Annotated in this window: 25 protein-coding genes and 1 tRNA gene; 17 read left to right on the top strand and 9 right to left on the bottom strand. The window is 64.5% G+C overall.

Annotation, left to right across the window (positions count from 1 at the left end; genetic code table 11):
- Positions 1 to 8: 8 nt before the first annotated feature.
- From HBF26_RS05045 to HBF26_RS05015, 7 genes are all read left to right on the top strand, one after another.
- Positions 9 to 84, top strand: a tRNA-Thr gene (locus HBF26_RS05045).
- A gap of 173 nt (positions 85 to 257) precedes the next feature.
- Positions 258 to 746, top strand: a complete 489-nt coding sequence (locus HBF26_RS05040; protein ID WP_167123718.1) for a hypothetical protein — start codon at positions 258 to 260, stop codon at positions 744 to 746.
- A complete protein-coding gene (locus HBF26_RS05035) occupies positions 743 to 1435 on the top strand; it encodes a hypothetical protein (protein WP_167123716.1) in 693 nt (230 codons plus the stop codon). Before HBF26_RS05040 ends, HBF26_RS05035 begins: the two co-directional genes overlap by 4 nt.
- 375 nt (positions 1436 to 1810) lie before the next feature.
- On the top strand, positions 1811 to 2014 hold the full coding sequence (locus HBF26_RS05030) for a hypothetical protein (RefSeq protein WP_167123714.1): 204 nt from the start codon (positions 1811 to 1813) through the stop codon (positions 2012 to 2014).
- Positions 2004 to 2828, top strand: a complete 825-nt coding sequence (locus tag HBF26_RS05025; protein ID WP_167123711.1) for a hypothetical protein — start codon at positions 2004 to 2006, stop codon at positions 2826 to 2828. Before HBF26_RS05030 ends, HBF26_RS05025 begins: the two co-directional genes overlap by 11 nt.
- Positions 2829 to 3483: 655 nt before the next feature.
- Positions 3484 to 4137, top strand: coding sequence for a hypothetical protein (locus tag HBF26_RS05020; RefSeq protein ID WP_167123709.1), 654 nt, complete (start codon positions 3484 to 3486; stop codon positions 4135 to 4137).
- A 281-nt stretch (positions 4138 to 4418) separates the two neighbouring features.
- Entirely contained in the window at positions 4419 to 6062 is a 1644-nt protein-coding gene (locus HBF26_RS05015) for a glucan 1,4-alpha-maltotetraohydrolase domain-containing protein (protein WP_205287591.1), read from the top strand.
- Between the two features lie 6 nt (positions 6063 to 6068).
- Here HBF26_RS05015 and HBF26_RS05010 read toward each other — a convergent pair whose 3' ends face one another.
- Entirely contained in the window at positions 6069 to 6965 is an 897-nt protein-coding gene (locus HBF26_RS05010; RefSeq protein ID WP_167123707.1) for a LysR family transcriptional regulator, read from the bottom strand.
- A gap of 137 nt (positions 6966 to 7102) precedes the next feature.
- Between HBF26_RS05010 and HBF26_RS05005 the strand changes: the two genes are divergently transcribed.
- The 4 genes from HBF26_RS05005 to HBF26_RS04990 all read left to right on the top strand — a co-directional run bounded on the left by HBF26_RS05005 (position 7103) and on the right by HBF26_RS04990 (position 10371).
- Entirely contained in the window at positions 7103 to 7495 is a 393-nt protein-coding gene (locus HBF26_RS05005; protein ID WP_167123705.1) for a rhodanese-like domain-containing protein, read from the top strand.
- Positions 7496 to 7507: 12 nt separating this feature from the next.
- Positions 7508 to 8428, top strand: a complete 921-nt coding sequence (gene rocF / locus HBF26_RS05000; RefSeq protein WP_167123703.1) for an arginase — start codon at positions 7508 to 7510, stop codon at positions 8426 to 8428.
- Positions 8429 to 8627: 199 nt separating this feature from the next.
- Positions 8628 to 10043, top strand: a complete 1416-nt coding sequence (locus HBF26_RS04995) for a tryptophan--tRNA ligase (RefSeq protein ID WP_167123700.1) — start codon at positions 8628 to 8630, stop codon at positions 10041 to 10043.
- Between the two features lies 1 nt (position 10044).
- Entirely contained in the window at positions 10045 to 10371 is a 327-nt protein-coding gene (locus HBF26_RS04990; protein ID WP_167123698.1) for a hypothetical protein, read from the top strand.
- A gap of 113 nt (positions 10372 to 10484) precedes the next feature.
- Here HBF26_RS04990 and HBF26_RS04985 read toward each other — a convergent pair whose 3' ends face one another.
- The 5 genes from HBF26_RS04985 to pdhA form a co-directional block, all read right to left on the bottom strand.
- Complete coding sequence (locus tag HBF26_RS04985) at positions 10485 to 10865, bottom strand: VOC family protein (RefSeq protein ID WP_167123696.1); 381 nt, start codon at positions 10863 to 10865, stop codon at positions 10485 to 10487.
- 309 nt (positions 10866 to 11174) lie between these two features.
- On the bottom strand, positions 11175 to 11639 hold the full coding sequence (locus HBF26_RS04980; RefSeq protein WP_167124366.1) for a YehS family protein: 465 nt from the start codon (positions 11637 to 11639) through the stop codon (positions 11175 to 11177).
- A 135-nt stretch (positions 11640 to 11774) separates the two neighbouring features.
- On the bottom strand, positions 11775 to 13157 hold the full coding sequence (locus HBF26_RS04975; protein WP_167123694.1) for a dihydrolipoamide acetyltransferase family protein: 1383 nt from the start codon (positions 13155 to 13157) through the stop codon (positions 11775 to 11777).
- Positions 13158 to 13171: 14 nt separating this feature from the next.
- A complete protein-coding gene (locus HBF26_RS04970; protein ID WP_167031742.1) occupies positions 13172 to 14152 on the bottom strand; it encodes an alpha-ketoacid dehydrogenase subunit beta in 981 nt (326 codons plus the stop codon).
- A 12-nt stretch (positions 14153 to 14164) separates the two neighbouring features.
- Positions 14165 to 15241: a pyruvate dehydrogenase (acetyl-transferring) E1 component subunit alpha gene (pdhA, locus tag HBF26_RS04965; protein WP_167123692.1), complete on the bottom strand. Its 1077-nt coding sequence runs from the start codon at positions 15239 to 15241 to the stop codon at positions 14165 to 14167.
- A gap of 230 nt (positions 15242 to 15471) precedes the next feature.
- Here pdhA and HBF26_RS04960 point away from each other — a divergent pair, with 230 nt between their 5' ends.
- Positions 15472 to 16320, top strand: coding sequence for a tryptophan 2,3-dioxygenase (locus tag HBF26_RS04960; protein ID WP_167123690.1), 849 nt, complete (start codon positions 15472 to 15474; stop codon positions 16318 to 16320).
- A 152-nt stretch (positions 16321 to 16472) separates the two neighbouring features.
- A complete protein-coding gene (locus HBF26_RS04955) occupies positions 16473 to 17978 on the top strand; it encodes a peptide MFS transporter (protein WP_167123688.1) in 1506 nt (501 codons plus the stop codon).
- A 127-nt stretch (positions 17979 to 18105) separates the two neighbouring features.
- Here HBF26_RS04955 and HBF26_RS04950 read toward each other — a convergent pair whose 3' ends face one another.
- Positions 18106 to 18555: a MarR family winged helix-turn-helix transcriptional regulator gene (locus HBF26_RS04950; protein WP_167123686.1), complete on the bottom strand. Its 450-nt coding sequence runs from the start codon at positions 18553 to 18555 to the stop codon at positions 18106 to 18108.
- Positions 18556 to 18645: 90 nt separating this feature from the next.
- Between HBF26_RS04950 and hppD the strand changes: the two genes are divergently transcribed.
- The 3 genes from hppD to HBF26_RS04935 are packed head-to-tail and all read left to right on the top strand — an operon-like array spanning position 18646 to position 22057.
- Positions 18646 to 19734, top strand: a complete 1089-nt coding sequence (gene hppD, locus HBF26_RS04945) for a 4-hydroxyphenylpyruvate dioxygenase (RefSeq protein ID WP_167123684.1) — start codon at positions 18646 to 18648, stop codon at positions 19732 to 19734.
- A gap of 15 nt (positions 19735 to 19749) precedes the next feature.
- Positions 19750 to 21060, top strand: a complete 1311-nt coding sequence (gene hmgA, locus HBF26_RS04940; protein WP_167123682.1) for a homogentisate 1,2-dioxygenase — start codon at positions 19750 to 19752, stop codon at positions 21058 to 21060.
- A 16-nt stretch (positions 21061 to 21076) separates the two neighbouring features.
- On the top strand, positions 21077 to 22057 hold the full coding sequence (locus tag HBF26_RS04935; protein WP_167123680.1) for a fumarylacetoacetate hydrolase family protein: 981 nt from the start codon (positions 21077 to 21079) through the stop codon (positions 22055 to 22057).
- 16 nt (positions 22058 to 22073) lie between these two features.
- Here the strand turns inward: HBF26_RS04935 and HBF26_RS04930 are convergent, their stop codons facing one another.
- Both HBF26_RS04930 and gap read right to left on the bottom strand, forming a co-directional pair.
- On the bottom strand, positions 22074 to 22619 hold the full coding sequence (locus HBF26_RS04930; protein WP_167123678.1) for an SEL1-like repeat protein: 546 nt from the start codon (positions 22617 to 22619) through the stop codon (positions 22074 to 22076).
- 82 nt (positions 22620 to 22701) lie between these two features.
- Entirely contained in the window at positions 22702 to 23718 is a 1017-nt protein-coding gene (gap, locus tag HBF26_RS04925) for a type I glyceraldehyde-3-phosphate dehydrogenase (protein WP_167123676.1), read from the bottom strand.
- A gap of 172 nt (positions 23719 to 23890) precedes the next feature.
- Between gap and HBF26_RS04920 the strand changes: the two genes are divergently transcribed.
- Positions 23891 to 24715, top strand: a complete 825-nt coding sequence (locus tag HBF26_RS04920) for a S1/P1 nuclease (RefSeq protein WP_167123674.1) — start codon at positions 23891 to 23893, stop codon at positions 24713 to 24715.
- Positions 24716 to 24743: the final 28 nt, after the last annotated feature.

Raw genomic sequence — 24743 nt, 5'->3', positions numbered from 1 at the left:
CCGCTTTCGCCGGCATAGCTCAGTTGGTAGAGCAACCGCCTTGTAAGCGGTAGGTCCCCAGTTCGAATCCGGGTGCCGGCACCAAGAAAATCAAGGACCTGCCTTCGGGCAGGTTTTTTATTGAGTGGATGAGTTGACGCTCAGGCAACGATGACCTGAACGCTTTTACATCGTTCGAGATATAGACGTGCCCCCTGGAAGCATGCAATAACCACTTGTAATTCAAGCGAGTAACGCCAACTTCCGGGGGGTGGTGGGTGAATCAAGCCAAGGGACGGCGGGTGGCCGTTGAGTCGGAGCCTCCGACGCGGGATCAGCTACTCGCCGATAACGGCAGGCTTCGCGGGCAACTCGACGCTCTCAAAAACAGCCGACGCGATGCAGGTGTAACGTCGGTTATCAAGACCTTCTTGCGATGCGCGTGCGTGTTCGGTTCTGTCACGGCCATGTCCTACTACTTGGCTGGGCGGACGACGAACCTCACCGCGTACGTTGATGCGAAAGTATCGAGTTCGTCTCTTAAGGAAATTGCCGAGGCAATAACTCCTCCTTGGTGGATCCTGTTGGCACTTTTTATTGCGTTGGTGGTCTCAATTGGTGTGGCGATGAGGCTGTTCAGGACCACTAGGTCTCAGGCGACCCGAATCGGTGAACTGACGCAGCGTTACGAAACCCTCATTGATCCGGGTCGATCATCAAGCGGTATAGCAAAATCCGGCGCGACTCACGAAAAGGATAAAATATGAGCATGCTCGTTTTTATCGCACTCTTGTTTGTGCCAATGGCCCTCGTCTTCAGAGTGGTTTTTGTTGACCTGCCACGCTCGGCGGTACTCCAAGCGAGGAACAACCTTTTTGCCCTTCGAGCGGAGCTGTTCGAGTTGGCTCGGAGCGGCCACATAGGGTTCGACAGCCGCGCTTATCAAATGCGTCGCTCTCTTCTGAACGGGCTGATCCGCTACGCGGATGACATTAGCTTCACGCACTTTTATGTCACGCGGTTCTCTCAGACCAAACAGAGTGCGTCGGCTGCCCAGCGGTTACGTCGAACGCTTGACCGCTCCCTCAAGAACGTCAATCCAAATGTGGCGAATAAGCTCGAGAGCATCGAGAAGCGGGCCCATACAGAAATGTTGCTCCTGATGGCCGGGCGTTCTCTATTAGCTACGATGTTGTTCAGAGCAGTATGGGCGATAGCGGTGACGCGAAAGCTCCTTAGGTCGGCTGTTCGCTTGTGTGAAGCCCAGTGGACTGAGCGCCAGCAGAATCTTCGTAGACCGGCACTATCTGCAGGCGTGACGCGAATCTCGAAGCCTGGTGGGCTGAAATCCACAGAGACATTCAACATTCTCAGAAAGAAAATGAGCAGTCAGATTGACGGTAGCGCATGGAAGTACGTTACCGAGGAGCGCGACATCGAAGCGCTAGCTGCTTAGTATCGCGAAACACGAACGGAGACTGGTTCCGGGATTATCTGGCCCTGAAGTCTACCGCCATTCACTGCGATCTCGCCTTCGACGGCCATTGGCGCCACCGTCTCTACCGGGATGCATCGCGCTTCCCGTTGACGACCTCGACGCGCGGCCAGCGCGTTGGGTTGGGCGGCTACCCGCCGCCGAGATGAAGACCGCGCACATCGTGCCGCTTTTTCGCGAAACGGTCGCCGTGCTGGCCGAGCTCAGCCAGATCATCGCTTTTCCGACATGCGGCCTGGGCAATACCGCTTCCCGAGCATCCGGGGCGCGTCCGCGTTCATAAGCGAGAACACGGTCAATTCGGCACCGCGCAATCTCGGCCACGCGAAAGACGAAATGACCGACCACGGATTCCGCGCGCTGACGAGCACCGGGCTCAACGAGTTCGGCTGGGGGCCTGACGTCATCGAGCGTCAACTGTCGCATGTCGAGCGCAGTCGCGTGCGCACCGCCTACAATCGCGCATCGTACTTGACCGATCGACGGAAGACGATGCAGGCATGGGCAGACTACTTGGAGAAGCTGCGGCATGAAACGTAGAAACGCGACATGGACGCCATCGTCGAAGTTCGGCGGGAGAAGGCCATCGCTTTGGGGTGCTACAAAACCTTGGCTCGAAGGTCTCTCCTATGTTGCACAGCTCGCAGCGGTAGTTCTCGCTTGGTACGGCTATGTGCATACCGTTCTACCGGTCTTCCAGAAAGAGAGGCTCGAAGAAGAGATGGCGCGTCTGCAGTTGGATCAGGAGAAAGCCACCTCGGAACTTCTGGAGCTAAGGGGCTTGCAGGAGACCGCGGATGCTCGACTTCGATCAAGTTTGGATGCAGCCAAAGAGGCGCAAACGAGGGCCAATCAAGCAATCATCGACCGCGGGCGCGAAGCAACGAAGGCGGCACGCCTACGCGAGCAGAACGAGCGCTACGGAAAGGTCATTGCCAGCGCCAAAGAGAACATTCTCCGTCTCCAATGGCAGCAGTTCATCCAGCAGGTCGGAATGTCTATAGCCTTTTCATCCGAAAATGCATTCACCTATTACTGGATGATGCCTTATCTTCGTGATGCTCCGGCCGATCCCCCCGAGTGGCCTGACTCATTCGCACGATCCATGGCTTCAATCGACCGAATCGCCGCGGACTATCCGGAGGAAAATCGCTCCATCTTGTCAGCCAAGGCCAAGGCCTATGTTCGCCAGCACGCGGGTGAAATTGAGTGTCCGGCCCCACCGGGATTCGTTAAGCATGTCGTGAAGGAACGCGACGAAATGCTCTCGGCCGCAGCCAAGGTGTGCGAGACGAAATTGTCCGGTTTCGGTACAGGGCTAATGGGACTTAAGTTCGAATCGGCAGAGCCTTGATCGAATATCACTAGGTACCACGGCTAGGCCGGCCAGCGAGGGCGAGACACCTTGGTCCGTCGCCGTGGTTTCCTCGAAGGACGCAACGAAGGTGCGTGGATTAAGGTAAACAGTCCTGAATAACCAACGAGCCCGAGCATCGGCACCAGGATATCGATACGATGGAGTCCATGTTGGTGGCACATGAGGCCGGCGACATCGACACCATCGATCGCATATGGCGATCCGAGCTCTTCGATACGGCTCTTATGCACTGTTTTGTCGCTCGCACGAAGTAAGGGATGCCCGTCGAGGAATGGGTGGCGAAGGCCCTTGCAGAACGATTCGCGAGCCGACGATGTTGCCCGTTCCTAGACCGAACGTTTCCATAAATGCGCGCATCCACAATTGGCGGGACGAATCTGCGCGACCGGCCATCGCCGAGGGGCGGGCCACGTACCCAGGGGTTTGCGCGCAGATGCTCTATGGGGGGTGGCTGGCGGAAAAGTCTGCGCGCGTCGTGCACGGAAACCGACCGTTCCCGCACGCGTAGAAAATTTCCCCTGTTTGATTAACCCTGCCCGTTGATCTAAAACCCTTGGGAGAGAAGCTTCGTAGGCCGTAATTTAGAAATGGCCCGGGTTAGAAGTTAATTAGCTAAATCAAAGGGGAATCGATGGAAGTGTGGATCTGTCGCGTTGACTGGCCTGGCGCGATCTCGGTATTCAAGGATGTTGTCGTGGCGATCGCCGCAGGTGTGACAGCCGTGGTTGCCGCAAGGGGATTTTCCAGGTGGAGAGCCGAGGACCAAGGGAAGGCCGACTTTGACCTCGCTCGTCGCGCCCTAAAAGCCCTGTTTACCTACAAACTCGAGTTTGCGCGCGCTCGATCGCCCGTGTTGTGGGTAGCGGAGCTTATAGTGAGCCCAGGCGACGACGACCATGAAACCAAGGCAAAGGCTTTGGCTCGCGCCTACGGTCGCAGGCTCGAACCCCTGCGCGCTGCTGCGGTGAACCTAGAGACTATTCAAACGGAGGTGGAGGGCCTTTGGGGCGCAGAAGCTGGAAAAGCTGTGCAGCGCGTCCTGAGAACCTATGTCGTGCTGACTTCCTCCATCGATGCAGTGATCGCGAATGCCCGCAGTGGTGGGGAGGACTTCAGAGCGGACCGCGACTTCGGCAGGGAGATGCGGGAAAATGTGTCCGCGTCGGGCACTCCTGAACCTCGAAATCCGTCATCGGGAAGGCACAACAGCTCGCTGAGCCAAGAGATCGAAGATGCAGTTCACGGTTGCGCCATCGTGCTGAGGTCAAAGCTGCCACGACCATAGACTCGTAATGGTGGGTACGGATGTGGATACGCTCGACTATATCGAGGGCACTCATTGTGTGCCAGCGTGTTGGGGCATCAGACGGTGCCGAGTGTCGGCACCACTCATCTCGCTCCCTCCTCGCATCGGCACCATTCCACGCCATTTCAGGGCTTTCGGAATCGCGTGCCGGTTTCGCGTGGCATTTTCATGAGCAGCCTGTAGCCGCGCCCCCCGAATCGGCCCACGATGCCATCGTCGCGTCCGGCGCGGGCGCTCCTCTCCATGGAACGGAGGCGGTCATGAAGATCAGACATAGGGTACTCATCGTCGTCGCCATGCTGGCGGGCGCGGCTGCCGCACACGCCGACGATGCCGTGAAGACGGCCGGTGGTGTTCGCTACCACGGTGGCGACGAGATCCTCCTGCAAGGCTTCCATTGGAACTCGACGCGTGTGAAGCCCGGTGGGTGGTATGCGGAATTGAAGAGCCGCGCGGCGCAGATCGCCGCCGATGGGTTCACCTCGGTGTGGATGCCTCCGCCGTGGCGCGACACGTCGAGCTGGAAGGACGACGCGAAAGGCACCAGCGGTGGTGGTGAGGGTTACTTCTGGAAGGACTTCGACAAGAACAGCGGGTATGGCACCGACGCGGACCTCCGCGCGGCGGTGGCGGCGCTCAACGGTGCGCACGTGAAACCCGTGTTCGACATCGTGCTGAACCATCGCGACGCAAAGGCTGAAGGTTCGACGTTGAGTATTCCCGCGGGAAAGGGACGCTTGCGCACCGATAACTGCGACGGTCGTCCGTGCGACGACGGCGATCCTTTCATGGATGGGTCTTCCGATCTCAATCTTGCCAACGCCGAGAACGAAGCGATGTTTGCGGCGGAACTGAAATCGCTGCACGACACTTACGGCGCGGGCGGCTTCCGCTTCGACTTCGTTCGGGGTTACGCCGCACGCCATGTCGACGACCTGATGAAGAGCAGTGACGATGGTGGGTTCTGCGTGGGCGAATTCTGGAAGGGTCCAAGCGAATTTCCCGAGGGCGATCCCAACCGGTCGAAGTCGTGGCAGGACCTGCTCATGGCGTGGTCCGACGAGGCGAAATGCACGGTGTTCGATTTCGCGCTGAAGGAACGGATGCAGAACGGGTCGGTGCCCGACTGGCGATATGGGCTGAATGGGAATCCGCAACGAAGCTGGCGAGAGGTGGCGACCACGTTCGTGGACAATCACGACACGGGGTATTCGCCGGGTCCCTATGGCGGTCAGCACCACTGGGCGTTGCGTCCGGATCGCCTTCGCATGGCTTATGCCTTCATCCTCACCACGCCCGGTACGCCGACGGTCTACTGGCCGGACATGTACGAGGGCGCGACGCCGACGCCGCTGCACGATTATCTGCGCCGTCTGATAACGATCCGGCGCGATGCCGGCGTGCGCGCCGGTTCTGACGTGTCCTTCAACACCGACCAAGGCGGGCTCGTGGCCCGGGTGACCGGTACACGTCAGACGATTGTCGTGGCTCTCGACTCGCGGCTTACCGAGCCTCGGGTCATCAGCGACCAATCGTTCGTGCCTGCGCTGGAAGACGACGGCGGAAAGGTGCGGGTATGGGAAAGCGGCACGGTGACGCCGGTGGATGTGAATTTTCGCTGCGACAAGGGCGAAACGACCAAGGGCCGAAGTGTCTATGTCGTCGGTGGCAGCAAGGAGCTGGGTCTTTGGAAACTGGAGGACGCCGTAAAACTCGAACCCGCGACTTATCCCACGTGGAAGGGCACCATCTCCATGGCGCCTGCCTTCGCGACCGCATGGAAATGCGTGATTCGCGACGAAACGGGCACGCCGGATGCCCTGAAGGCGACGGCGGCCTGGGAGCCTGGCGACAACAATGAAGTGACGCCGGCCGCGGGGGCAAACACTGAGGGTTCGTTCTGAAGACGGCTATGCGACGACGCGGGCGAACCCTTCCCGCAGGAAGTCCCTGAGCCGTTGTACGGCAGGCGTCAATTGCGAGCGATGCGCGGTCACCAGATTGAGCGGGGCATGCTCGCCAAGGCTTGGCAGGAGGTCGATCAAACGCCCCGAGCGCAGATCGGCCTCGATGTCGGCTCGCGACTTGTAGATGATGCCGTGGCCGGCAAGGCCCCAGCGATGCGTCACCTCGCCGTCGTCACTGATGCGGTTGCCGGAAACCTTCACCGTGTGCAGCCCGCGCGGAAGGTCGAACAGCCAGCGGTCGTGCACCTGATCGCCCCAGACGAAGCAAAGGCAGTTGTGTTCCCGCAGTTCGTCCGGATGGGCAGGAGCACCGTGCCTGGCCACGTAGTCGGGGGAAGCGCAGACCACGCGGCGGTTGTCGGGCAGCAACGGCTGCGCCACCAGGGTGGAGTCGCGCAGCACACCGTAGCGCACGGCGGCGTCGATCGGATGGCGATGGAGATCGGTGGTGCGATCGCTGATCCGCAGCTGCAATGTCACGTCGGGATGCTCTGCCTGGAACGCATCGAGCCACGGCAGGAGCACATTCCGTCCGAGGTCGGACGGCACCGCGAGGCGCAGGGGGCCGGAGATCTCCCCACGGCCTTCCGCCAGCACGCGCGATCCGCTGGCCAGGGAGTCCAGCATGGCGCGAGCGTGCGGCAGGTAGCGCTCGCCATCGTCGGACAGGCGCATGCTCCGGGTGGAGCGTACGAACAGCCGTACGCCGAGTTCGCGTTCCAGGCGCTGGACGGCGTTGCTCACCATGGCCGGGGTACCGCCGGCCAGGCGGGCCGCCGCGGAGAAGCTGCCGGCGTCAACCGTTTGTACGAAGGCGGCTACGTCGTCCAGTCGGATCATCGAACGGTGCTTGCTGTCGGGGCAGCCATAGTGCCTGCTGGAGACGGGTGGCGGGAAGCCGGACCCGGTGCTTGCGCCGACGGCCAGGCTGCTGCACTGCAACCAGCCCGTTGCATGCCCCGGTGTAGACTTCGGGAATGACTGGCTTTCGCGCACCTCTTCTCTTCGCCACCCTGCTGCTTTGTCCTGCCGCGTGGGCGCAGGACGTTTCCCGGGAGGCGCTGGCCCGCCTCATGGCGTCGCACGCCGCTCCGTTGCTCCTCGACGTGCGCACACCGAAGGAATACGGCGATGGCCACCTCGCGGGCGCCCTGAACATTCCCGTGGACGACGTGGCGGCGCGCCATGGCGTGCTTGGCATTCCGCACGATCGGGAAGTCGTGGTCTATTGCAAGTCGGGCAAGCGCGCGTCGCGCGCCCGCGACACGTTGCAGTCGCTGGGATACAGCAACGTACGGCTGCTCGAGGGCAGTGCCGACGCTTGGCGTGCCGAAGCCCGCCCGCTGGTCCAGGAACATCCATCTCTCTGAGTCGTCCCGTTTATGAGTCCTATCACCCGTTCGGTCGCCCTCGTCGGCGTCCCCACTGATATCGGTGCCGGCCACCGCGGCAGTTCCATGGGGCCCGAAGCCCTTCGCGTGGCCCGCCTGGCGGAACGCCTGGCGAAGCGCGGCATGCATGTCGTGGATCGCGGCAACCTCTCCGGACCGCTGAACCCGTGGCAGCCGCCGACGGACGGCTATCGCCACCTGGACGCCGTCGTGGCATGGAACACCGCCGTGCACGAGGCGATCCACGCCGCGCTGGCGGAGGGCCACCTGCCGGTGATGCTGGGTGGCGACCATTGCCTCGCCATCGGGTCCATTTCCGCCGTGGCCCGCCATTGCCGGGAAACGGGGAAGAAGCTCCGCGTGCTCTGGCTCGACGCCCATGCGGACTTCAACACCAGCCAGATCACGCCGTCGGGCAACATCCACGGCATGCCCGTGGCCTGTCTTTGCGGCTACGGGCCCGATGCACTCACGCATATCGGCGGCACGGTGCCCGCCACCACCCCCGACGTGTTCCGCCAGATAGGCATTCGCTCCGTGGACGAGGGCGAAAAGCGCTTCGTGCACGAGGTGGGGCTCGATATCTACGACATGCGCTACATCGACGAGATCGGCATGAAAGCCGCGATGGAAGAGGCACTCGCCGGGGTCGATGAAGACACCCACCTGCACATCAGCTTCGATGTCGATTTCCTCGATCCGTCGATCGCCCCTGGCGTGGGTACCACCGTGCGCGGCGGTCCCAGCTATCGCGAAGCCCAGCTTTGCATGGAAATGATCGCGGACACCGGCCGCGTAGGCTCGCTGGACATCGTGGAGTTGAACCCCGCCTTCGACAAGCGCAACCAGACGGCGAAGCTGGCGGTGGATCTCGTGGAATCGCTGTTCGGCAAGTCCACCCTGATGCGCTGAGGCCTTGTGGGAGCCGGCTATGCCGGCGATCCCGCGGCAGCGGGCATCCTTGCGGCGAGCGCCCATCGCCGCTGAAGCAGCTCCCACAAAGACGCCTGCCTGCGGGGCGCGGCAACCTGCCACGCGGCAGGGTCGCCGCCCGGCGGCCACGCGGGCTACACTCGACCGGTTTCCGCCCGTTCGAGTATCAGGCTTCCCTATGCACACCCGCGTCCTCACCGGCATCACCACCACCGGCACGCCGCACCTCGGCAACTACGTCGGCGCCATCCGGCCGGCCATCCAGGCCAGCCGGGACCCGAACGTCGACGCGTTCTACTTCATGGCCGACTACCACGCCCTGATCAAGAGCGACGATGCCGACCGCGTGGAAGCCTCCCGCCTCATGATCACGGCCAGCTGGCTCGCCGCGGGGCTCGATCCGGAACGCACCACCTTCTACCGTCAGTCCGACGTGCCGGAAGTGCCCGAGCTGATGTGGCTGCTCACCTGTGTCACGTCGAAGGGCCTGCTGAATCGCGCCCATGCCTACAAGGCGGCCGTGGATCGCAACATCGAGAACCAGGAAGACGCCGATGCGGGTGTCACCGCCGGCCTCTACATGTATCCCGTGCTGATGGCGGCCGACATTCTCGCGTTCAACGCGAACAAGGTGCCGGTGGGGCGCGACCAGATCCAGCACATCGAGATGGCGCGCGACATCGCGCAGCGATTCAACCATACCTACGGCCGCGAGTTCTTCGTGATGCCCGAGGCGCTGATCGAGGAACAGGTGGCCACCCTGCCTGGTCTCGACGGGCGCAAGATGTCCAAGAGCTACGACAACACCATCCCGCTGTTCGAAGGTGGTCCGAAGGCGCTGCGCGAGGCGATCATGAAGATCGTCACCGACTCGCGCGCCCCCGGCGAGCCGAAAGACACCGAGGATTCCGCGCTGTTCACCATCTACAAGGCCTTCGCGTCGCCAGCGGAAACCGCGGCGTTCGCCGAGGCGCTGCATGGTGGCCTGGGCTGGGGCGAAGCCAAGCAGGTGCTTTTCGAGCGTGTGGACGCCGAGGTGGCACCGATGCGCGAGCGCTACGACGCGCTGATGGCCAGCCCCGGGCAGATGGAAGACATCCTGCTCGCCGGTGCCGCCAAGGCGCGTGCCATCGCCGGGCCGCTGGTGGAAACGCTTCGCGAGGCCGTGGGGCTGCGCAGCGCGCGTCACAAGCCGGTCGCGCATCAGGCAAGCGCCACGCCGGAGGCGCCGAAGGCGAAGCCGCCGCGCCTCGCCAGCTTCCGCGACAGCGACGGCACCTTCCGCTTCCGCCTGTTCGGCGCGGATGGCGAGGAGCTGCTGCTGTCGGTGCCGTTCACCGATCCGAAGGCCGCCGGTGCCTTGCGCCAGACGTTGTCGACGCTGGGTGGTGCGCAGGCGAACATCGCATCGGAAGGCGACCGCCTCGCATGGCTGGTGGATGGGAAAGTGGTGGCCACCGGTGACTCGTACCCGGACGCTGCCGCTCGCACCGGGGCTTCGGAGCGCCTGCGTGCGGCGCTCGACGCGCTCGCTTCCGCCACCGCCGAGGAGGCTGCCGCGAAGGCCGCGCAGGCCTCGGGGCAGAGGCCCTGACATGCGCTATCTCGCGATCCTGCTGCTCGCCCCCTGGCTGATCGTATTGGGCTGGGCGTATTGGGCTTATCCGAAGTCGCTGCCGAAGAACGCGACGCGTCGTGGTTTCGACGTGCTTGCCCTGCTCGCGGCGACCGTCGCCGCGTTCCAGGCAGCCTTGCTGGCGTACGATGGCGTCGAACTGCCGGCCGCCGACCAGTTCGGCCCCAAGAGCGGCGCGATCTGGCAACAGGTGGTGCCGGCGCTTTACGGCTACGGGGCGTTTGTCGCCGTGCTCGTGCTGGCGCTCATCGTTCGCCAGATGGTCTGGAAAAAGCGCGCACTGTAAATCGTTGCGAACCCATTGTGGGAGCCGCTTCAGCGGCGATCCCGCGGCAGCGGGCAAGCCGGACGGCGAACGCCCATCGCCGCATAAGCGGCTCCCACACAAGCCCGCAGGCATCAATCCCACCGGTTGAGGTGCGGCCCGAACTCCTCCGCCTGCTTGCGCACGATGCAGAAGCGATGGCCGGTCGGTGCCTCCATGACCCACCATCGTTTGACGAAGCCGATGCGCTTCGCCCCGAGCTTCTCGAGCCGGTCGGCCTCGGCGTCCTGATCGTCGGCCTCGATGTCCAGGTGCACCCGGCTTGGGTGGTCCACGCGTTGAAGGAGGATCTGCAGTTCGTCCTGCGCGGTCTCCAGCGTGGCGTACTTGCCGTCGCCTTCCTCGTCCGTGCTCTTGATGGGCTTGCCCAGCGCCTGGCTCCAGAACTCGGCGGCGCTGGCAAGGTCGCCGTCCTGGCAGTCGAGAACGAGTGCGCACAGTCTGCTGTGATGCATGGCGGGGCCTCCCTTGAAGGTCGGCGCATGCTAGCTCCGACCGCGGGGCGCCCGCGTGAGGGCTCCGTGCAGGTCGGTTAGGTACTTCCGTCTTTTCGCACCGCTCGTCATTCCCGCGAAAGCGGGAATCTAGCGCCTCACGGCACGATCGGGCGTAGCGTCCCTGGGTCCCTGCTTTCGCAGGGACGACGATCTTCCTCTCATTATTCCCACACCGCTCGTCATTCCCGCGAAAGCGGGAATCCAGCGCCTTGCGGCACGATCGGGCGTGGAGTCACTGGGCCCCTGCCTTCGCAGGGGCGACGGAGTTCACGCCCCGCGCAGCCGCTGCGTGAGCCCCTTCAGGAAGTTGCGCAGGAACTGGTCGCCGCACAGGCGGAAGTTACTGTGCTTGGGTTGGCGAAAGAGCGCGTTTATCTCGCCGCGGGACACGCGGAAGCCGGCCTCGGCCATGATGGCCAGGATGTCGTCTTCCTTGAGTTCGAAGGCTACGCGGAGCTTCTTCAGCACCACGTTGTTGTTGACGCGGGTTTCCACGGGGCGGGGCGGCTGGCTTTCGTCGCGGCCGCGACGATGCACGATGAGGCCGTCGAGGAAGTGCGCCATGGCGGCGTCTGGCATCTCGACGAAGCCCGGCTCGTCTTCCTTGCGAAGCCACGGTTCCACCTGTTCGCGCGTGGCGGGAAAGCCGGCGAGCTTCATGATCTCGACGACGTGGACCTCGCCGAGGTCGAGCATGTAGCGGATGCTGCGGAGGGTGTCGTTGTTGAGCATGGCGGGAAGGATACCGCGAGTTTCGCGGGAGTCGGGCGCCGTGGCAGGCGACACGCGAGCACCCATCGCCGCTGAAGCGGCTCCCACACAAAGCGAGTGGCGCTCTGTGTGGGAGCCGATTTATCGGCGATGCTTTTAGTTCGGCAGACCCAGGTCGTCGATCATCGCCTTCAGGAAGCGCGCGGCTTCCCCGCCCGTGGCGGCGCGGTGGTCGAAGGTGAGCGACAGCGGCATGCGGCGGTGCACCTCGATGCCGCCCATCACCGCCACGACGTCGTGGCTGAGCTTGCCGGCGCCAATGATGGCGACGGTCGGCGGAACGACCACCGGGGTGGCGTAGCGGCCGGCGAACATGCCGAAGTTCGACAGGCTGATGGTGTAGCCGGAGAGTTCCGATGCCGGAATGCTGCGGTCTTCCACCGAGCTGCGCAGGCGCTTGATCGCGGCGCGGATGCCGGCGCCGTCGAGTACGTCGGCGTTGCGCAGGGCCGGCACGAACAGGCCGTCTTCGGTGTCCACGGCAATGCCGATGTCCACGTGCGGATGCAGCGTGCGGCTCAGGTTCTTGCCGTCGAACCAGGCATTGAGCGCGGGCACGGCCTTGCAGGCCACGACGATGGCGCGGATCAGGCGGGCCGTGATGTCCTGCTTGCCGATCCATGCATGCAGGTCGGCGTCGTCGACGATGGTGGTCGGCACGACATTGGCGTGTGCCTCGGCCATCACGCGGGCCATGTTGCGACGGACGCCCTTGAGCTGCTCCGGCTGACCCATCGCGTCCTTGCCCGGGGGCGCGGTGCGAACGGCCTTGCCGGCCTGCGACACGGCGGTGCGCTGCGGTGCCGGACCCGGTTCGGGCAGGGTGGGGGCGAGGTGCTGGGCCGAGGCCGGGCGGGACGGAGCGGCGCCGAGGGCGGCGCTGCCGTTCGCGGCGGCGTTCTTCACGTCGGCCATGGTGATCACGCCGCCGGCACCGGTGGGCTGCACACGGGTGAGGTCGACCTTCAGCTTCTTGGCGGCCGCGCGCACGGCCGGCACGGCCTTCACACCACCGGCGCTGCTCACCTGTTCGGTGTGCACCGCGTTGCCGCTGATCATGGCGCCGACCACGGTGCCTTCGTCTTCGCGATCGCCGCCATTGCCGGACTCGATCTCGCCGCCGTCGTCCGAGGCGATGACCTTGCTGGCATCGTCGGGCGCCTGGCTGCCCACGCCCTTCTTCGGGCCATGGTGATGGCCGGTGGATTCGGCCTCGGCACGCTGGCGTGCGTTCGGGTCGATCTCGAAGTCGGCCAGCGCGGCGCCGGTTTCGATGATGTCGCCGGTGGCGCCGTGCAGCTTCTTCACGGTGCCGGAGTAGGGCGACGGCACATCGACGACGGCCTTCGCGGTTTCCATCGACACCAGCGGGGCGTCGAGCTTGATGGTGTCGCCTTCCTTCACGTGCCACTCGACGACGGTCGCGTCGGGCAGGCCCTCGCCGAGGTCCGGCAGGTAAAAGGTCTTGATGTCGGCCATGTCTTAAGGTTTCCTCAGGAGGCGGCGAGCGTGCGCTCGGCGGCTTCGACGATGCGTTCGACGCTGGGGAGGTACTTCATTTCCAGGCGGAACAGCGGAATGTGCGTATCGAAACCGGTGACGCGTTCCACCGGCGCGAGCAGGCTGTAGAGGCACTCCTCGGACAGGCGGGCGGCGATCTCGGCACCGAAGCCGGCGGTTTTCGGGGCTTCGTGCACGATGACGCAGCGACCGGTCTTGGTCACCGACTCGGCGATGGTGTCGAAGTCGAGCGGCGTGAGCGTGGCCACGTCGATCACTTCGGCGCTGATGCCCTTCTCGGCCAGTTCGTCGGCGGCCTCGAGGCATTCCTTCACCTGTGCGCCCCAGGTCACCAGGGTCACGTCGGTGCCGTCGCGCAGAACGAAACAGACGTCGAGCGGCAGGGCCTCACCGTCGTCGGGCACTTCTTCCTTGTACTGGCGGTAGATGCGCTTCGGCTCGAAGAAGATCACCGGATCCGGATCGCGGATGGCGGCGAGCAGCAGGCCGTAGGCACGGGCGGGCGACGACGGCATCACCACGCGCAGGCCGGGGATGTTGGTGAACAGGTGCTCGTTCGCTTCCGAGTGGTGCTCGGGAGCACGGATGCCGCCGCCCCACGGGGCGCGCCACACGGCCGGCACGGTGATGCGGCCGCGGGTGCGGTTGCGCATGCGCGCGGCGTGGCAGGCGATGTGCTCCATCATCGGATAGATGAAGCCTTCGAACTGCGCTTCCGCGACGGGCTTCATGCCCTGCGCGGCGAGGCCGACGGTGAGGCCGGCGATGGTGCCTTCGTCCAGCGGCGTGTCGATGACGCGCATTTCGCCGAACTGTTCCTGCAAGCCCTGCGTGGCGCGGAACACGCCGCCGTTCACGCCGACATCTTCGCCGAGCACCACGACGCTGTCGTCGTTGCGCATCTCGTAGGCGAGGGCCTGGGTCACCGCTTCGATGAGAGTGATTTGTGCCATGGGAAGGAATCCTTACTTGCGATCGAGGGAAGCAACGAGTTCACGCTGCTTTTCGAGGTCGGCGGGGAGTTCGGCGTACAGGTAATCGAACATGGCCGTCGCCGGCTGGTTCTTCGTTTCCAGGTACGCGTTGACCTCGTTGTCCATCCAGTCGTCGCATTCGGCCTTCCAGGCCTCTTCCTTCGCGTCGTCCCACTTGCCCTTGGCTTCGAGCCACTTGCGCAGGCGCGGCACCGGGTCGCGCTCCCAGGCATCTTTCACTTCCTGCTCACCGCGGTAGCGGCGGGCATCGTCGGCGGTGGTGTGGTCGCCGAGGCGGTAGGTGACGGCCTCGATCACGCTGCCGCCGTTGCCGGAGCGGGCGCGCTCCAGCGCGTCTTCCATCGCCTTGCGCACGGCGATGATGTCGTTGCCGTCCACCTGGATGCAGTACAGGCCGGCGGCGATGCCCTTCTGGGCCAGCGTGCCGGAACCGCTCTGGATGCGGCGCGGCACCGAAATGGCCCACTGGTTGTTCACGATCACGGCCACCAGCGGCAGCTGCTGCGCACCGGCCACGTTGATGGCGCCGTAGAAGTCGCCCTTGGACGAACCGCCGTCGCCGATCGTGCAGACCGCCACGCGCGGCTCGTTGCGGATCTTGAACGCGAGCGCCGAACCGGCGGCGTGCAGGCACTGCGTGCCGATGGGCACGCACCAGGCGAAGTCGTGCGCGGGCGCGTCGGCGAAGTCGTTGCCGCGCTCGTCGCCGCCCCAGTAGGTGTACACCTCGCGCGGCTTCACGCCGCGATACAGCTGCGCGCCGTATTCGCGATAGGAGACGGCCAGGGAGTCCTCGCGGCGCATGGCGCTGCCGATGCCGACGTGCGCGGCTTCGTGGCCCAGGCAGGAGGCGTAGGTGCCCAGCTTGCCGGTGCGCTGCAGCGCGATCGACTTGGCGTCGAACACGCGGGTGGACACCATGAGCTTGTAGAGCTCGACCATGTGGTCGAGGTCCTTGGCGAATTCGGGGAGTTCCTTACCGGTTTCCTTGCCGTCCTGGTCAAGGTATTGCAGGTATTCGATTTCGAACTTGGCGGCGATGGACACGACTCGCTCCCAGGGGATGGTTAGAAACGACACGCACGACGGGGGAAGCGGCCAGGCCCATCCAGCGGGGCGCGACACGGCTTTGTGTTCTTGCGAGCCGGACTAGATATCAGGGGTATTATCACCCGGCAAGGTACGGCGCAGCATGATTGCGGCCTCCATTGCCGCGCCAACGGCTCTGCGGCGCGGTTTTCCGGCCTTGTCAACCCCTCTCAATGTGAAAGCGTCCCATGGCCAATCCGCAGCGCGACCTCGAATCCGGCATCCGCACCGACCTCGACGGGCGCCTCACCTATGGGGAGTACCTGAAGCTCGACCAGGTGCTCTCGGCGCAACATCCGCGCAGCGAACCCGCGCACCACGACGAGATGCTGTTCATCATCCAGCACCAGACCTCCGAGCTGTGGCTGAAGCTGATGATCCACGAGCTGGAGGCCGCGCTGGTCCGCCTGCGGGCCGACGACGTGAACGGCACGCTGAAGATCCTTGCCCGCGTCAAGCAAGTGCAGCGCCAGCTTTACGAACAGTGGGGCGTGCTGGAAACGCTGACGCCGGCCGAGTACCTGCAATTCCGCGACGTGCTGGGGCCATCGTCGGGATTCCAGTCGCTGCAATACCGGATGGTGGAGTTCATCCTCGGCAACAAGCACGCCGACATGCTCCGCGTGTTCGAGCACGACCCCGTGGCCCACGATCGCCTGCGGGCCACGTTCGAGGCGCCGGGGCTGTACGACGAATTCCTGCGTTACCTGGCCCGGCGCGGCCATCCCGTGCCGGCGGACCTGATGGAGCGGGACGTGACGCAGCCCTGGGTCAGCCAGGCCGCCTTGCTGCCTGTGTTCAAGCGGATCTACGAAGACACCACGCAATACTGGCCGGAATACCACCTGAGCGAGGAACTCGTGGATATCGAGGAAGCCTTCCAGCTCTGGCGCTTTCGTCACATGAAGACGGTGGAGCGCATCATCGGCTTCCGCCAGGGCACCGGCGGATCGTCCGGCGTGGCCTTCCTGCGCAAGGCGCTGGAGCAGAGTTTCTTTCCCGAGTTGATCGAAGTGCGGACGATCTTGGGGACGTGACGTATCCCTGTGGGAGCCGGCTTTGCCGGCGATCCCGCGGCAGCGGGCAGCCTTGCCGCAAGCTCCCCATCGCCGCTGAAGCGGCTCCCACAATTTGACGCATCGGCTCGGTCCGGCTAAACAACCTGCACGAACCGTTCCCAAGGGAAGCCATGACACCGACCGCCCCAGCCGCCGCCCGGCCCGTGCCCGACTACCCGCAAACCATGGGTCACCCGCGTCCGCTCTGGATGCTGTTCATGACCGAATTCTGGGAGCGCTTTGCCTTTTACGGCATGCGCTGGGCCCTCACGCTGTACATCGTCGCCGAGTTCTTCCAGGGCGACGCATCGGGCCAGGGTTACGCCAGCCGTACCTACGGCGCCTATCTCGCGCTGGTCTATGCCTCGGCGATCTTCGGCGGCTGGGTGGCCGACCGCATCCTCGGTTACCAGCGTTCCATCCTGCTCGGCGCGCTGGTCATGGGCAGCGGGTTGTTCATGGTGATGGTGCCCAACCAGCAGGTGTTCCTCGCCGGCCTCGCCACTGTCATCGTGGGCAACGGTCTCTTCAAGCCGAACATCTCGTCCCTGGTGGGACAGATCTACCCCGTGGGTGACGACCGCCGCGACCGCGGTTTCACCATCTTCTACATGGGCATCAATCTGGGCGGATTCCTCGCGCCGCTGGTGACCGGCTGGCTTGCCTCGGTGATCACCGATACGCCGCTGCAGCAGAACTACAAGGTGGTTTTCGCCGCGACCGGCATCGGCATGGCCATCTGCTTCATCTGGTTCCTGCTGGGCAAGAAGCAGTTGCTCGGCGTGGGCGTGCCGCCGCCGGAGCGACACGAGGGCAAGAACCTCATCGCGGTGATCGTCGGTGTCCTCGTGGCCATTCCACTCGTGTACCTGCTGATGGCGCAGGCCGGCGCGGTATTCATCGCATGGCTGCTGGGTGTGCTGTTCATCGGCGTGGCGGTGATGCTGGTCGTCGAAGCCGTGCGGCACGACCGCATCCAGATCCATCGCGTTATCGCCATGCTGGTGCTTTTCGCGTTCAATGTGCTGTTCTGGATGTTCTTCGAACAGGCCGGCAGTTCGTTCAACTTCCTGGCGCAGAACATCGTCGATCGGCAGATGTTCGGTTGGGAATTCCCCACCGGCTGGTTCCAGTCGGTGAACTCGGCGGCGATCCTCGTCTTCGCGCCGGTGGTGGCGCTCGCATGGGGCTGGTCCGCGAAATTCCGCAAGGAACCCTCGATTCCGCGCAAGTTCGGTCTCGGCCTCATCTTCAACGCGCTGGGCTTCCTCGTGCTGATGTATGCGCTGAAGAGCCTCGTGGACGGGCAGGGGCTGATTCCGTTCTGGCCGCTGGCGGCGTGCTACGTGCTGCAGACCATCGGCGAGCTGTGCCTGTCGCCCATCGGCCTGTCGATGGTTACCAAGCTGGCGCCCATCCGCGTGGTGGGCCTGGCCATGGGCGGCTGGTTCCTTTCCACCGCCATCGGCAACAACCTGTCGGGTCTGCTTGCAGGCCACATCAGCGGCGAGACCGGCATGACGGTTGGCTCGGCGCTTTCTGGATTCACCTTCAGCTTCGAACTGCTGGTGGGTGCGGGCATCCTGCTGTTCCTGATCGCTCCGCTGATCAACCGGCTGATGCACGGGGTGAAGTAGGACCTTCAGTCCAGACGCCGGCCTTGTGTGGGAGCCGCTTCAGCGGCGATGGGTGCTCGCGGCAAGGTTGCCCGCTGCCGCGGGATCGCCGCTGAAGCGGCTCCCACAGTGGCTCTCCGCAGCGGTTTTAAGGGGCCAGCAGCTTATCCAGAATACGGTTCAGCTGCTCCCGCTCTGCCACGTCCAGGCGTGCCAGAAGTTCGCGCTCGTGTTCGCGGGCCAACGGCGCCACTTCGTCGTGGATGGCCCAGCCGGCCTCGGACAGCTTGAGCACCGACCGGCGCTTGTCGCCGTCGTGGATGCTGCGGTCCACCCGACCTGCCTCCACCAGCCGGGCAAGGGCCCGGCTCACCGCTACCTTGTCCATGCGGGTACGCTCGGCCACTTCGCGGGCCGAAAGATCGGCGAAACGGGCCAGCACCGCCATGACACGCCATTCCGTCATGCTGAGCTCGAAGCGGCCGGTGTATTCCTCCGCGATCGACTGGCTTACCGTATTCGACAGGATCGAGAGCCGGTAGGGCAGGAAGTTTTCCAGCTCCAGGGGGGCATGGGCGGGGACGGCGTCGGAGGTCATGCTGCACTGGTCCTTGCAAATGGTTACAGGTGAAACTATAAATCGGGACTATACGGCGTGAAGCCGCCCCCGTCGCCAGGAGTATCGCCCATGAGCGCCCAGCCCAATATCGGTATGCAGGTCACCACCTTCGAAAATCCCCAGGGAGTCGACGGTTTCGAGTTCGTGGAGTTCGCCGCGCCCGATCCGGCGATGCTCCACACGCTGTTTCCGAAGTTGGGCTTCACGGCGGTGGCGAAGCACAAAACGAAGAAGATCACGCTCTACCGCCAGGGCGACTGCAATTTCCTTGTGAACGAGGAGCCGGATTCGTTCGCGGCCGACTTCGTCGCCAAGCACGGCCCGTGCGCCTGCGGCTTTGCCATCCGCTTCAACCGTCCGGCTGCCGAGGTGCAGGCCACCGCGCTGTCGAATGGTGCGCAGAAGGTCGCCTTCCGGCCCGAGACGCTCGCGCTCGACGTTCCGACCATCGAAGGTATCGGTGGCGCGGCGCTTTACCTGATCGACACCTACGGCGCCAAGGGCGACGTCTACGATGCCGAGTTCGAATGGCTGCCGGGCGTCAATCGCCATCCGAAGGGTTTCGGCCTCACCTTCATCGACCACCTGACCCATAACCTGCACTTCGGCAACATGGAGAAGTGGTCGGATTACTACGAGCGCCTGTTCAACTTCCGAGAGATCCGCTACTTCGACATCAAGGGCGCGAAGACGGGTCTGGTGTCCAAAGCCATGACCGCGCCGGACGGCCTGGTGCGCATTCCGCTCAACGAGTCGTCCGACGAGAAATCGCAGATCAACGAATACCTGCGCGAGTACAACGGCGAGGGCATCCAGCACATCGCGCTGTTCACCGACAACATCTACGAATCGGTGGAAGCCATGCGTGCGCGGGACGTCGCCTTCCTCGACACGCCGGACACCTATTACGAAGTGATCGACGCGCGCGTGCCCGACCATGGGGAAGACGTGCCGCGCCTGCAGGCCAGCAAGATCCTCATCGACGCCGACGACGAAACCAAGAAGAAGCTGCTGTTGCAGATCTTCACGCAGAACAACATCGGCCCGATCTTCTTCGAGATCATCCAGCGCAAGGGCAACGAGGGCTTCGGCAACGGCAACTTCAAGGCGTTGTTCGAGTCGATCGAGCGCGACCAGATGCGCCGCGGCGTCCTCTGATAGCGGGCCGCCACGATGAGCCACACCGACGATACCCGCGGGTACCAGACCGGCTTCGGCAACGAGTTCGCTACCGAAGCCGTGGAAGGCGTGCTGCCCGTCGGGCAGAACTCGCCGCAGCGCGTGGCGAGGGGTCTTTATGCCGAGCAACTGTCGGGCAGCGCGTTCACCGCGCCGCGCCATCGCAACCGGCGCAGCTGGCTGTACCGCATTCGCCCGGCCGCGCAGCATTCGCCCTTCGCGGCCATGGACCATGCCACGTTCCATAACCGCTTCGACGAGGCGCCGGCCACGCCGAACCAGCTTCGCTGGAATCCGCTGCCCATACCCTCCGAACCGTGCGACTTCCTCGACGGACTGCTCACCATGGGTGGTAACGGCGGCGCGGCCGAGCAGGCCGGCGTAGGCATCCACCTGTATGTGGCGAACCGTTCGATGGAGGGGCGCTACTTCTACGACGCCGACGGCGAACTGCTGATCGTTCCGCAGCAGGGCCGGTTGCGCATCCGCACCGAACTGGGCGTGCTGGACGTGGCTCCGCTGGAAATCGCGGTGGTGCCGCGGGGCATTCGCTTCCTGGTGGAACTGCCCGATGGCGAGGCACGCGGTTACGTCGCCGAGAACTTCGGCGCGCCGCTGCACCTGCCGGATCTTGGTCCGATCGGTGCGAACGGGCTGGCGCATCCCCGCGACTTCCTCACGCCGGTGGCGGCCTATGAGGATGTCGATGGCGACTTCGCCCTCGTGGCCAAGTTCCAGGGCGCGCTCTGGAGCGCGCGCACCGATCACTCGCCGCTCGACGTCGTGGCCTGGCACGGCAACTACGCGCCGTACAAGTACGACCTGCGCCGATTCAACACCATCGGTTCGATCGCGGTCGATCACCCCGATCCGTCGATCTTCACCGTGCTCACCTCGGCCAGCGACACGCCGGGGGTGGCGAACATGGACTTCGTGATCTTCCCGCCGCGCTGGCTGGTGGCCGAACATACGTTCCGGCCGCCTTATTTTCATCGCAACGTGGCCAGCGAATTCATGGGGCTGATCGACGGGGCCTACGATGCCAAGGAGGGCGGGTTCGTGCCGGGCGGTTCCAGCTTGCACAATTGCATGAGCGGCCACGGGCCCGATGCGGCCAGCTTCGAGAAGGCGTCGGGCGCCGACACCTCGCGTCCGGACCATATTGTCGGCACCATGGCCTTCATGTTCGAAACCCGCAAGGTCATCCGGCCCAGCCGGCAGGCCCTCGAGTCGAAGGCGCTGCAAGGCGACTACTACGAATGCTGGCGCGGATTGAAAAAGCACTTCGATCCGTCGGCCCACTGAAAGACCAAGGAACCGCATGAAACTCGCGTCACTCAAGGAAGGCGGCCGCGACGGCACGCTCGTCGTCGTCAGCCGCGATCTCGCCCGCGCCGTGAAGGCAACCGGCATCGCTCCGACGCTGCAGGCCGCGCTCGACGACTGGCATGCGGTGGCGCCGCGCCTCAATGCATTGTCGGAAGCGTTGAACGGCGGCAGCGCGGACAACGCGTTCGATCTCGACGTGGCGAAGCTCGCGGCGCCGCTGCCGCGCGCCTACGAGTTCGTCGACGGCAGCGCCTACCTTCCCCATGTGGAGCGGGTGCGCCGGGCGCGTGGAGCCGAAGTGCCGGCGTCGTTCTACACCGACCCGCTGATGTACCAGGCCACCAGCGCCGGCTTCCTCGGGCCGCGCGATCCCGTGGTGGTGCCCAGCGAGGAATTCGGCATCGATCTCGAGGCCGAGGTGCTGGTGGTGACCGACGACGTGCCGATGGGTGTCACGCCCACACAGGCGGCCGGCCACATTCAGCTCGTGGGTCTGGTCAACGACGTTTCCCTGCGTGGCCTGATCCCGGCCGAGCTGGCCAAGGGGTTTGGCTTCCTCCAGTCCAAGCCCCGTTCCGCCTTGTCGCCGGTGTTTGTCACCCCCGACGAACTGGGCGATGCATGGCGCGACGAGAAACTGCACCTGCCCATGCGCACATGGATCAACGGGGCTTGGTTCGGCGAAGCGGAGTGCGGGGTCGACATGCAGTTCGACTTCGCGCAGCTGGTGGCCCATGTGGCGAAGACCCGTCCGCTTACGGCCGGCACCCTGGTGGGTTCCGGCACCATCGCCAACGAAGACACGGGGAAGGGCGCCTCGTGCCTGGCCGAGCAGCGCACGGTGGAAACGCTGCGCGACGGTAAGCCGTCCACGCCGTTCCTGTCGTTCGGCGACATCGTGCGCATCGACGTCACCGATGCGCACGGCCGATCGATCTTCGGCGCCATCGAACAGACGATCGCGAAGGCCTGATCGATTCGCCGGGCACTCAGTGCCCGGCCGGCGAGTCCGGGCCCAACCGCGCGCAAATGGCTTGAACCTTGAGGTTCACTTCCGCCTCGAACTGCATGTCCCGGCCGGTCATGCCAGTGCCTGGATGCGCGTCCGACGAGGCCACCCGGACACCCCCGAACAAGTCCTCCTCCACTCGGGACCAGAGGGCGGCCTCCCGCGCGTGCCCGTCCGCCAGTTCCAACGCCGCCAGCGCACGCATGGCCTGGCGCCGTCCGCTGTCCGCAGCCGCCGTCAGGAGGCGCCGCGCCCGGGGAATGTCGCGCGGCAGCACATTGCCCTGGCGCGAGCGCCCCTGCGAGTAAAGCGTGCCGGCGAGTTCCTGGCTCGCCGCGTGTCCCGCGAGCGCCGTGCAGAGCAGCGTGTCGGCAAGCCTCTGCCGCTGTTCGATAGGTACGGATGGATTCAGCAGTCCCTGCTGGACGAGATCGCCCTGCGTCACGCCGGATGTCGTGCAATGGGCCGCCGCCGAGATGGCCACCGGCCAGACCGTGCAGGCGACGAGGATGGTTCGACGAAGCATGTGCCTCCTCCAGGAAGCAAAAAGGGGGCCCGCATCGCTGCGGGCCCCCCGGTGGCCGTGCCTATTCGGTTGTCGCGACGGCTTACTTCGCCGTCATGAGCGCCTTGGCCATGTCGAGCATGCGGTTGGAGAAGCCCCATTCGTTGTCGTACCAGGACAGCACCTTCACCAGCGTGCCTTCCATGACGCGCGTCTGCGTGGCGTCGTAGATGGACGAATGCGGGTTGTGGTTGAAGTCGATGGACACCAGCGGCTGCGTGTTGACCGACAGGATGCCCTTGAGCGCGCCGTTCGCGGCTTCGTTGATGGCGGCGTCGATCTCTTCCTTCGTGGTGGCGCGCGCCGCCGTGAAGGTGAGGTCGACCACGGACACGTTGATCGTCGGCACGCGCATGGCGAAGCCGTCGAGCTTGCCGTTGAGTTCCGGCAGCACGAGGCCCACAGCGGCGGCGGCACCCGTCTTCGTCGGAATCTGGCTGTGCGTGGCGCTACGGGCGCGGCGCAGGTCCGAGTGGTAGACGTCGGTGAGCACCTGGTCGTTGGTGTAGGCGTGGATGGTGGTCATCAGGCCGTGCACGATGCCGATCTTTTCGTGCAGCACCTTGGCGAGCGGCGCGAGGCAGTTCGTGGTGCACGAGGCGTTCGAGATCACCTGGTGCGACGAGGTCAGCTTGTCGTGGTTCACGCCCATGACGAAGGTGCCGTCCACGTCCTTGTCGCCCGGGGCCGAGATGATGACCTTCTTGGCGCCGCCGGCGATGTGCGCACTGGCCTTCGCCTTCGAGGTGAAGAAGCCGGTGGATTCCATCACCACGTCCACGCCGTGGTCGCCCCAGGGGAGCTTCGACGGATCGCGCTCGGCGAACACCTTGATGCGGTCGCCGTTGACGATCAGGTCGCCGCCGTCAACCGACACTTCGCCCGGGAACCGGCCATGAGCGGTGTCGTACTGGGTGAGGTGGGCATTCGTCTCGGCGTTGCCGAGGTCGTTCACCGCGACGATCTGGATGTCCTGCCCGTTCTTCTTCGCTTCGTAGAGCGAGCGCAGGATGTTGCGACCGATACGACCGTAACCGTTGATGGCGACCTTGATGGTCATGGAAAGCCTCCGGAAGGGATGTGCTGACGAAATGGGGACGGGTGTCTCAAACGTCCATGGTAGCCGAAGCTCCCGGGGCCCGGCTTGCTGCGCCGCGGCGACGTGTCATCCGTGTCTCAGCCCGGCTGTGGCACACTTGAGCGTTCCACCGCCCGGAAACGTTTACTGTCCCATGAAATCCGTTTTGAAGCGCCGCAGCATCGCGGCCCTGCTGGCCCTGGCCATTCCCGCACTCGCCAGCACCGTCCAGGCTTGGGGCGATATCGGCCACCGGATCGTGGCCGATCTGGCCTGGCGGCAACTCGATCCGGCGGCGAAGGCCGAGGTGACGCGATTGCTTCGGGTAGACGGTTCCGACTCCCTTCCCGACATCGCGAGCTGGCCCGACCGCCTGCGCGACATGCCGGGCAAGGAGGCCCTGGGCAAGGCCACCGGGCCGCTGCATTACGTCAATATCCGCGATGACAAATGCCACTACGTGCCGCCGCGTGACTGCGCTGATGGCCGCTGCGTCGTCGGTGGCCTGGAGAAATACGTGGCCATCCTCCGTGACCGGCACAAGTCCGACGCGGAACGCGCCGAGGCACTGAAGTTCGTGGTGCATTTCGTGGGCGACGTGCACCAGCCGCTGCACGCCGGGAATCGCGACGACAAGGGCGGCAACGAATACCAGGTCCAGTTCGACGGCAAGGGCACCAACCTTCATCGCGTGTGGGACTCGCAGATGCTCTACACCCGCGACCTGAAATGGCCGGCCTACGCCGACCGTCTGGCCGCAGAGGGGAAGGTGACACTGCCGCGCCCCATCGCCCCGTTCGACAACCCGTACGCGCAGTGGGCCGAGGAATCCTGCAAGATCGTGGCCGGCCGTGGGTTCTATCCGGACGGGCACCGCATCGACGATGCCTATGTGGCGAAGAACCTCCCCGTCGCGGAAACGCGCCTGCGGGAGGCTGGCAAGCGCCTCGCCGACCTGCTCAATTCCACGCTGGACTGATCCGCGCCGCATTCCATACAAGGTAGAC

It is taken from the genome of Luteibacter jiangsuensis, assembly GCF_011742555.1.
Taxonomy (GTDB): Bacteria; Pseudomonadota; Gammaproteobacteria; order Xanthomonadales; family Rhodanobacteraceae; genus Luteibacter; species Luteibacter jiangsuensis.
The sequence above is the reverse complement of the archived record's forward strand: the minus strand, read 5'-3'. Positions and strand labels throughout refer to the sequence as shown.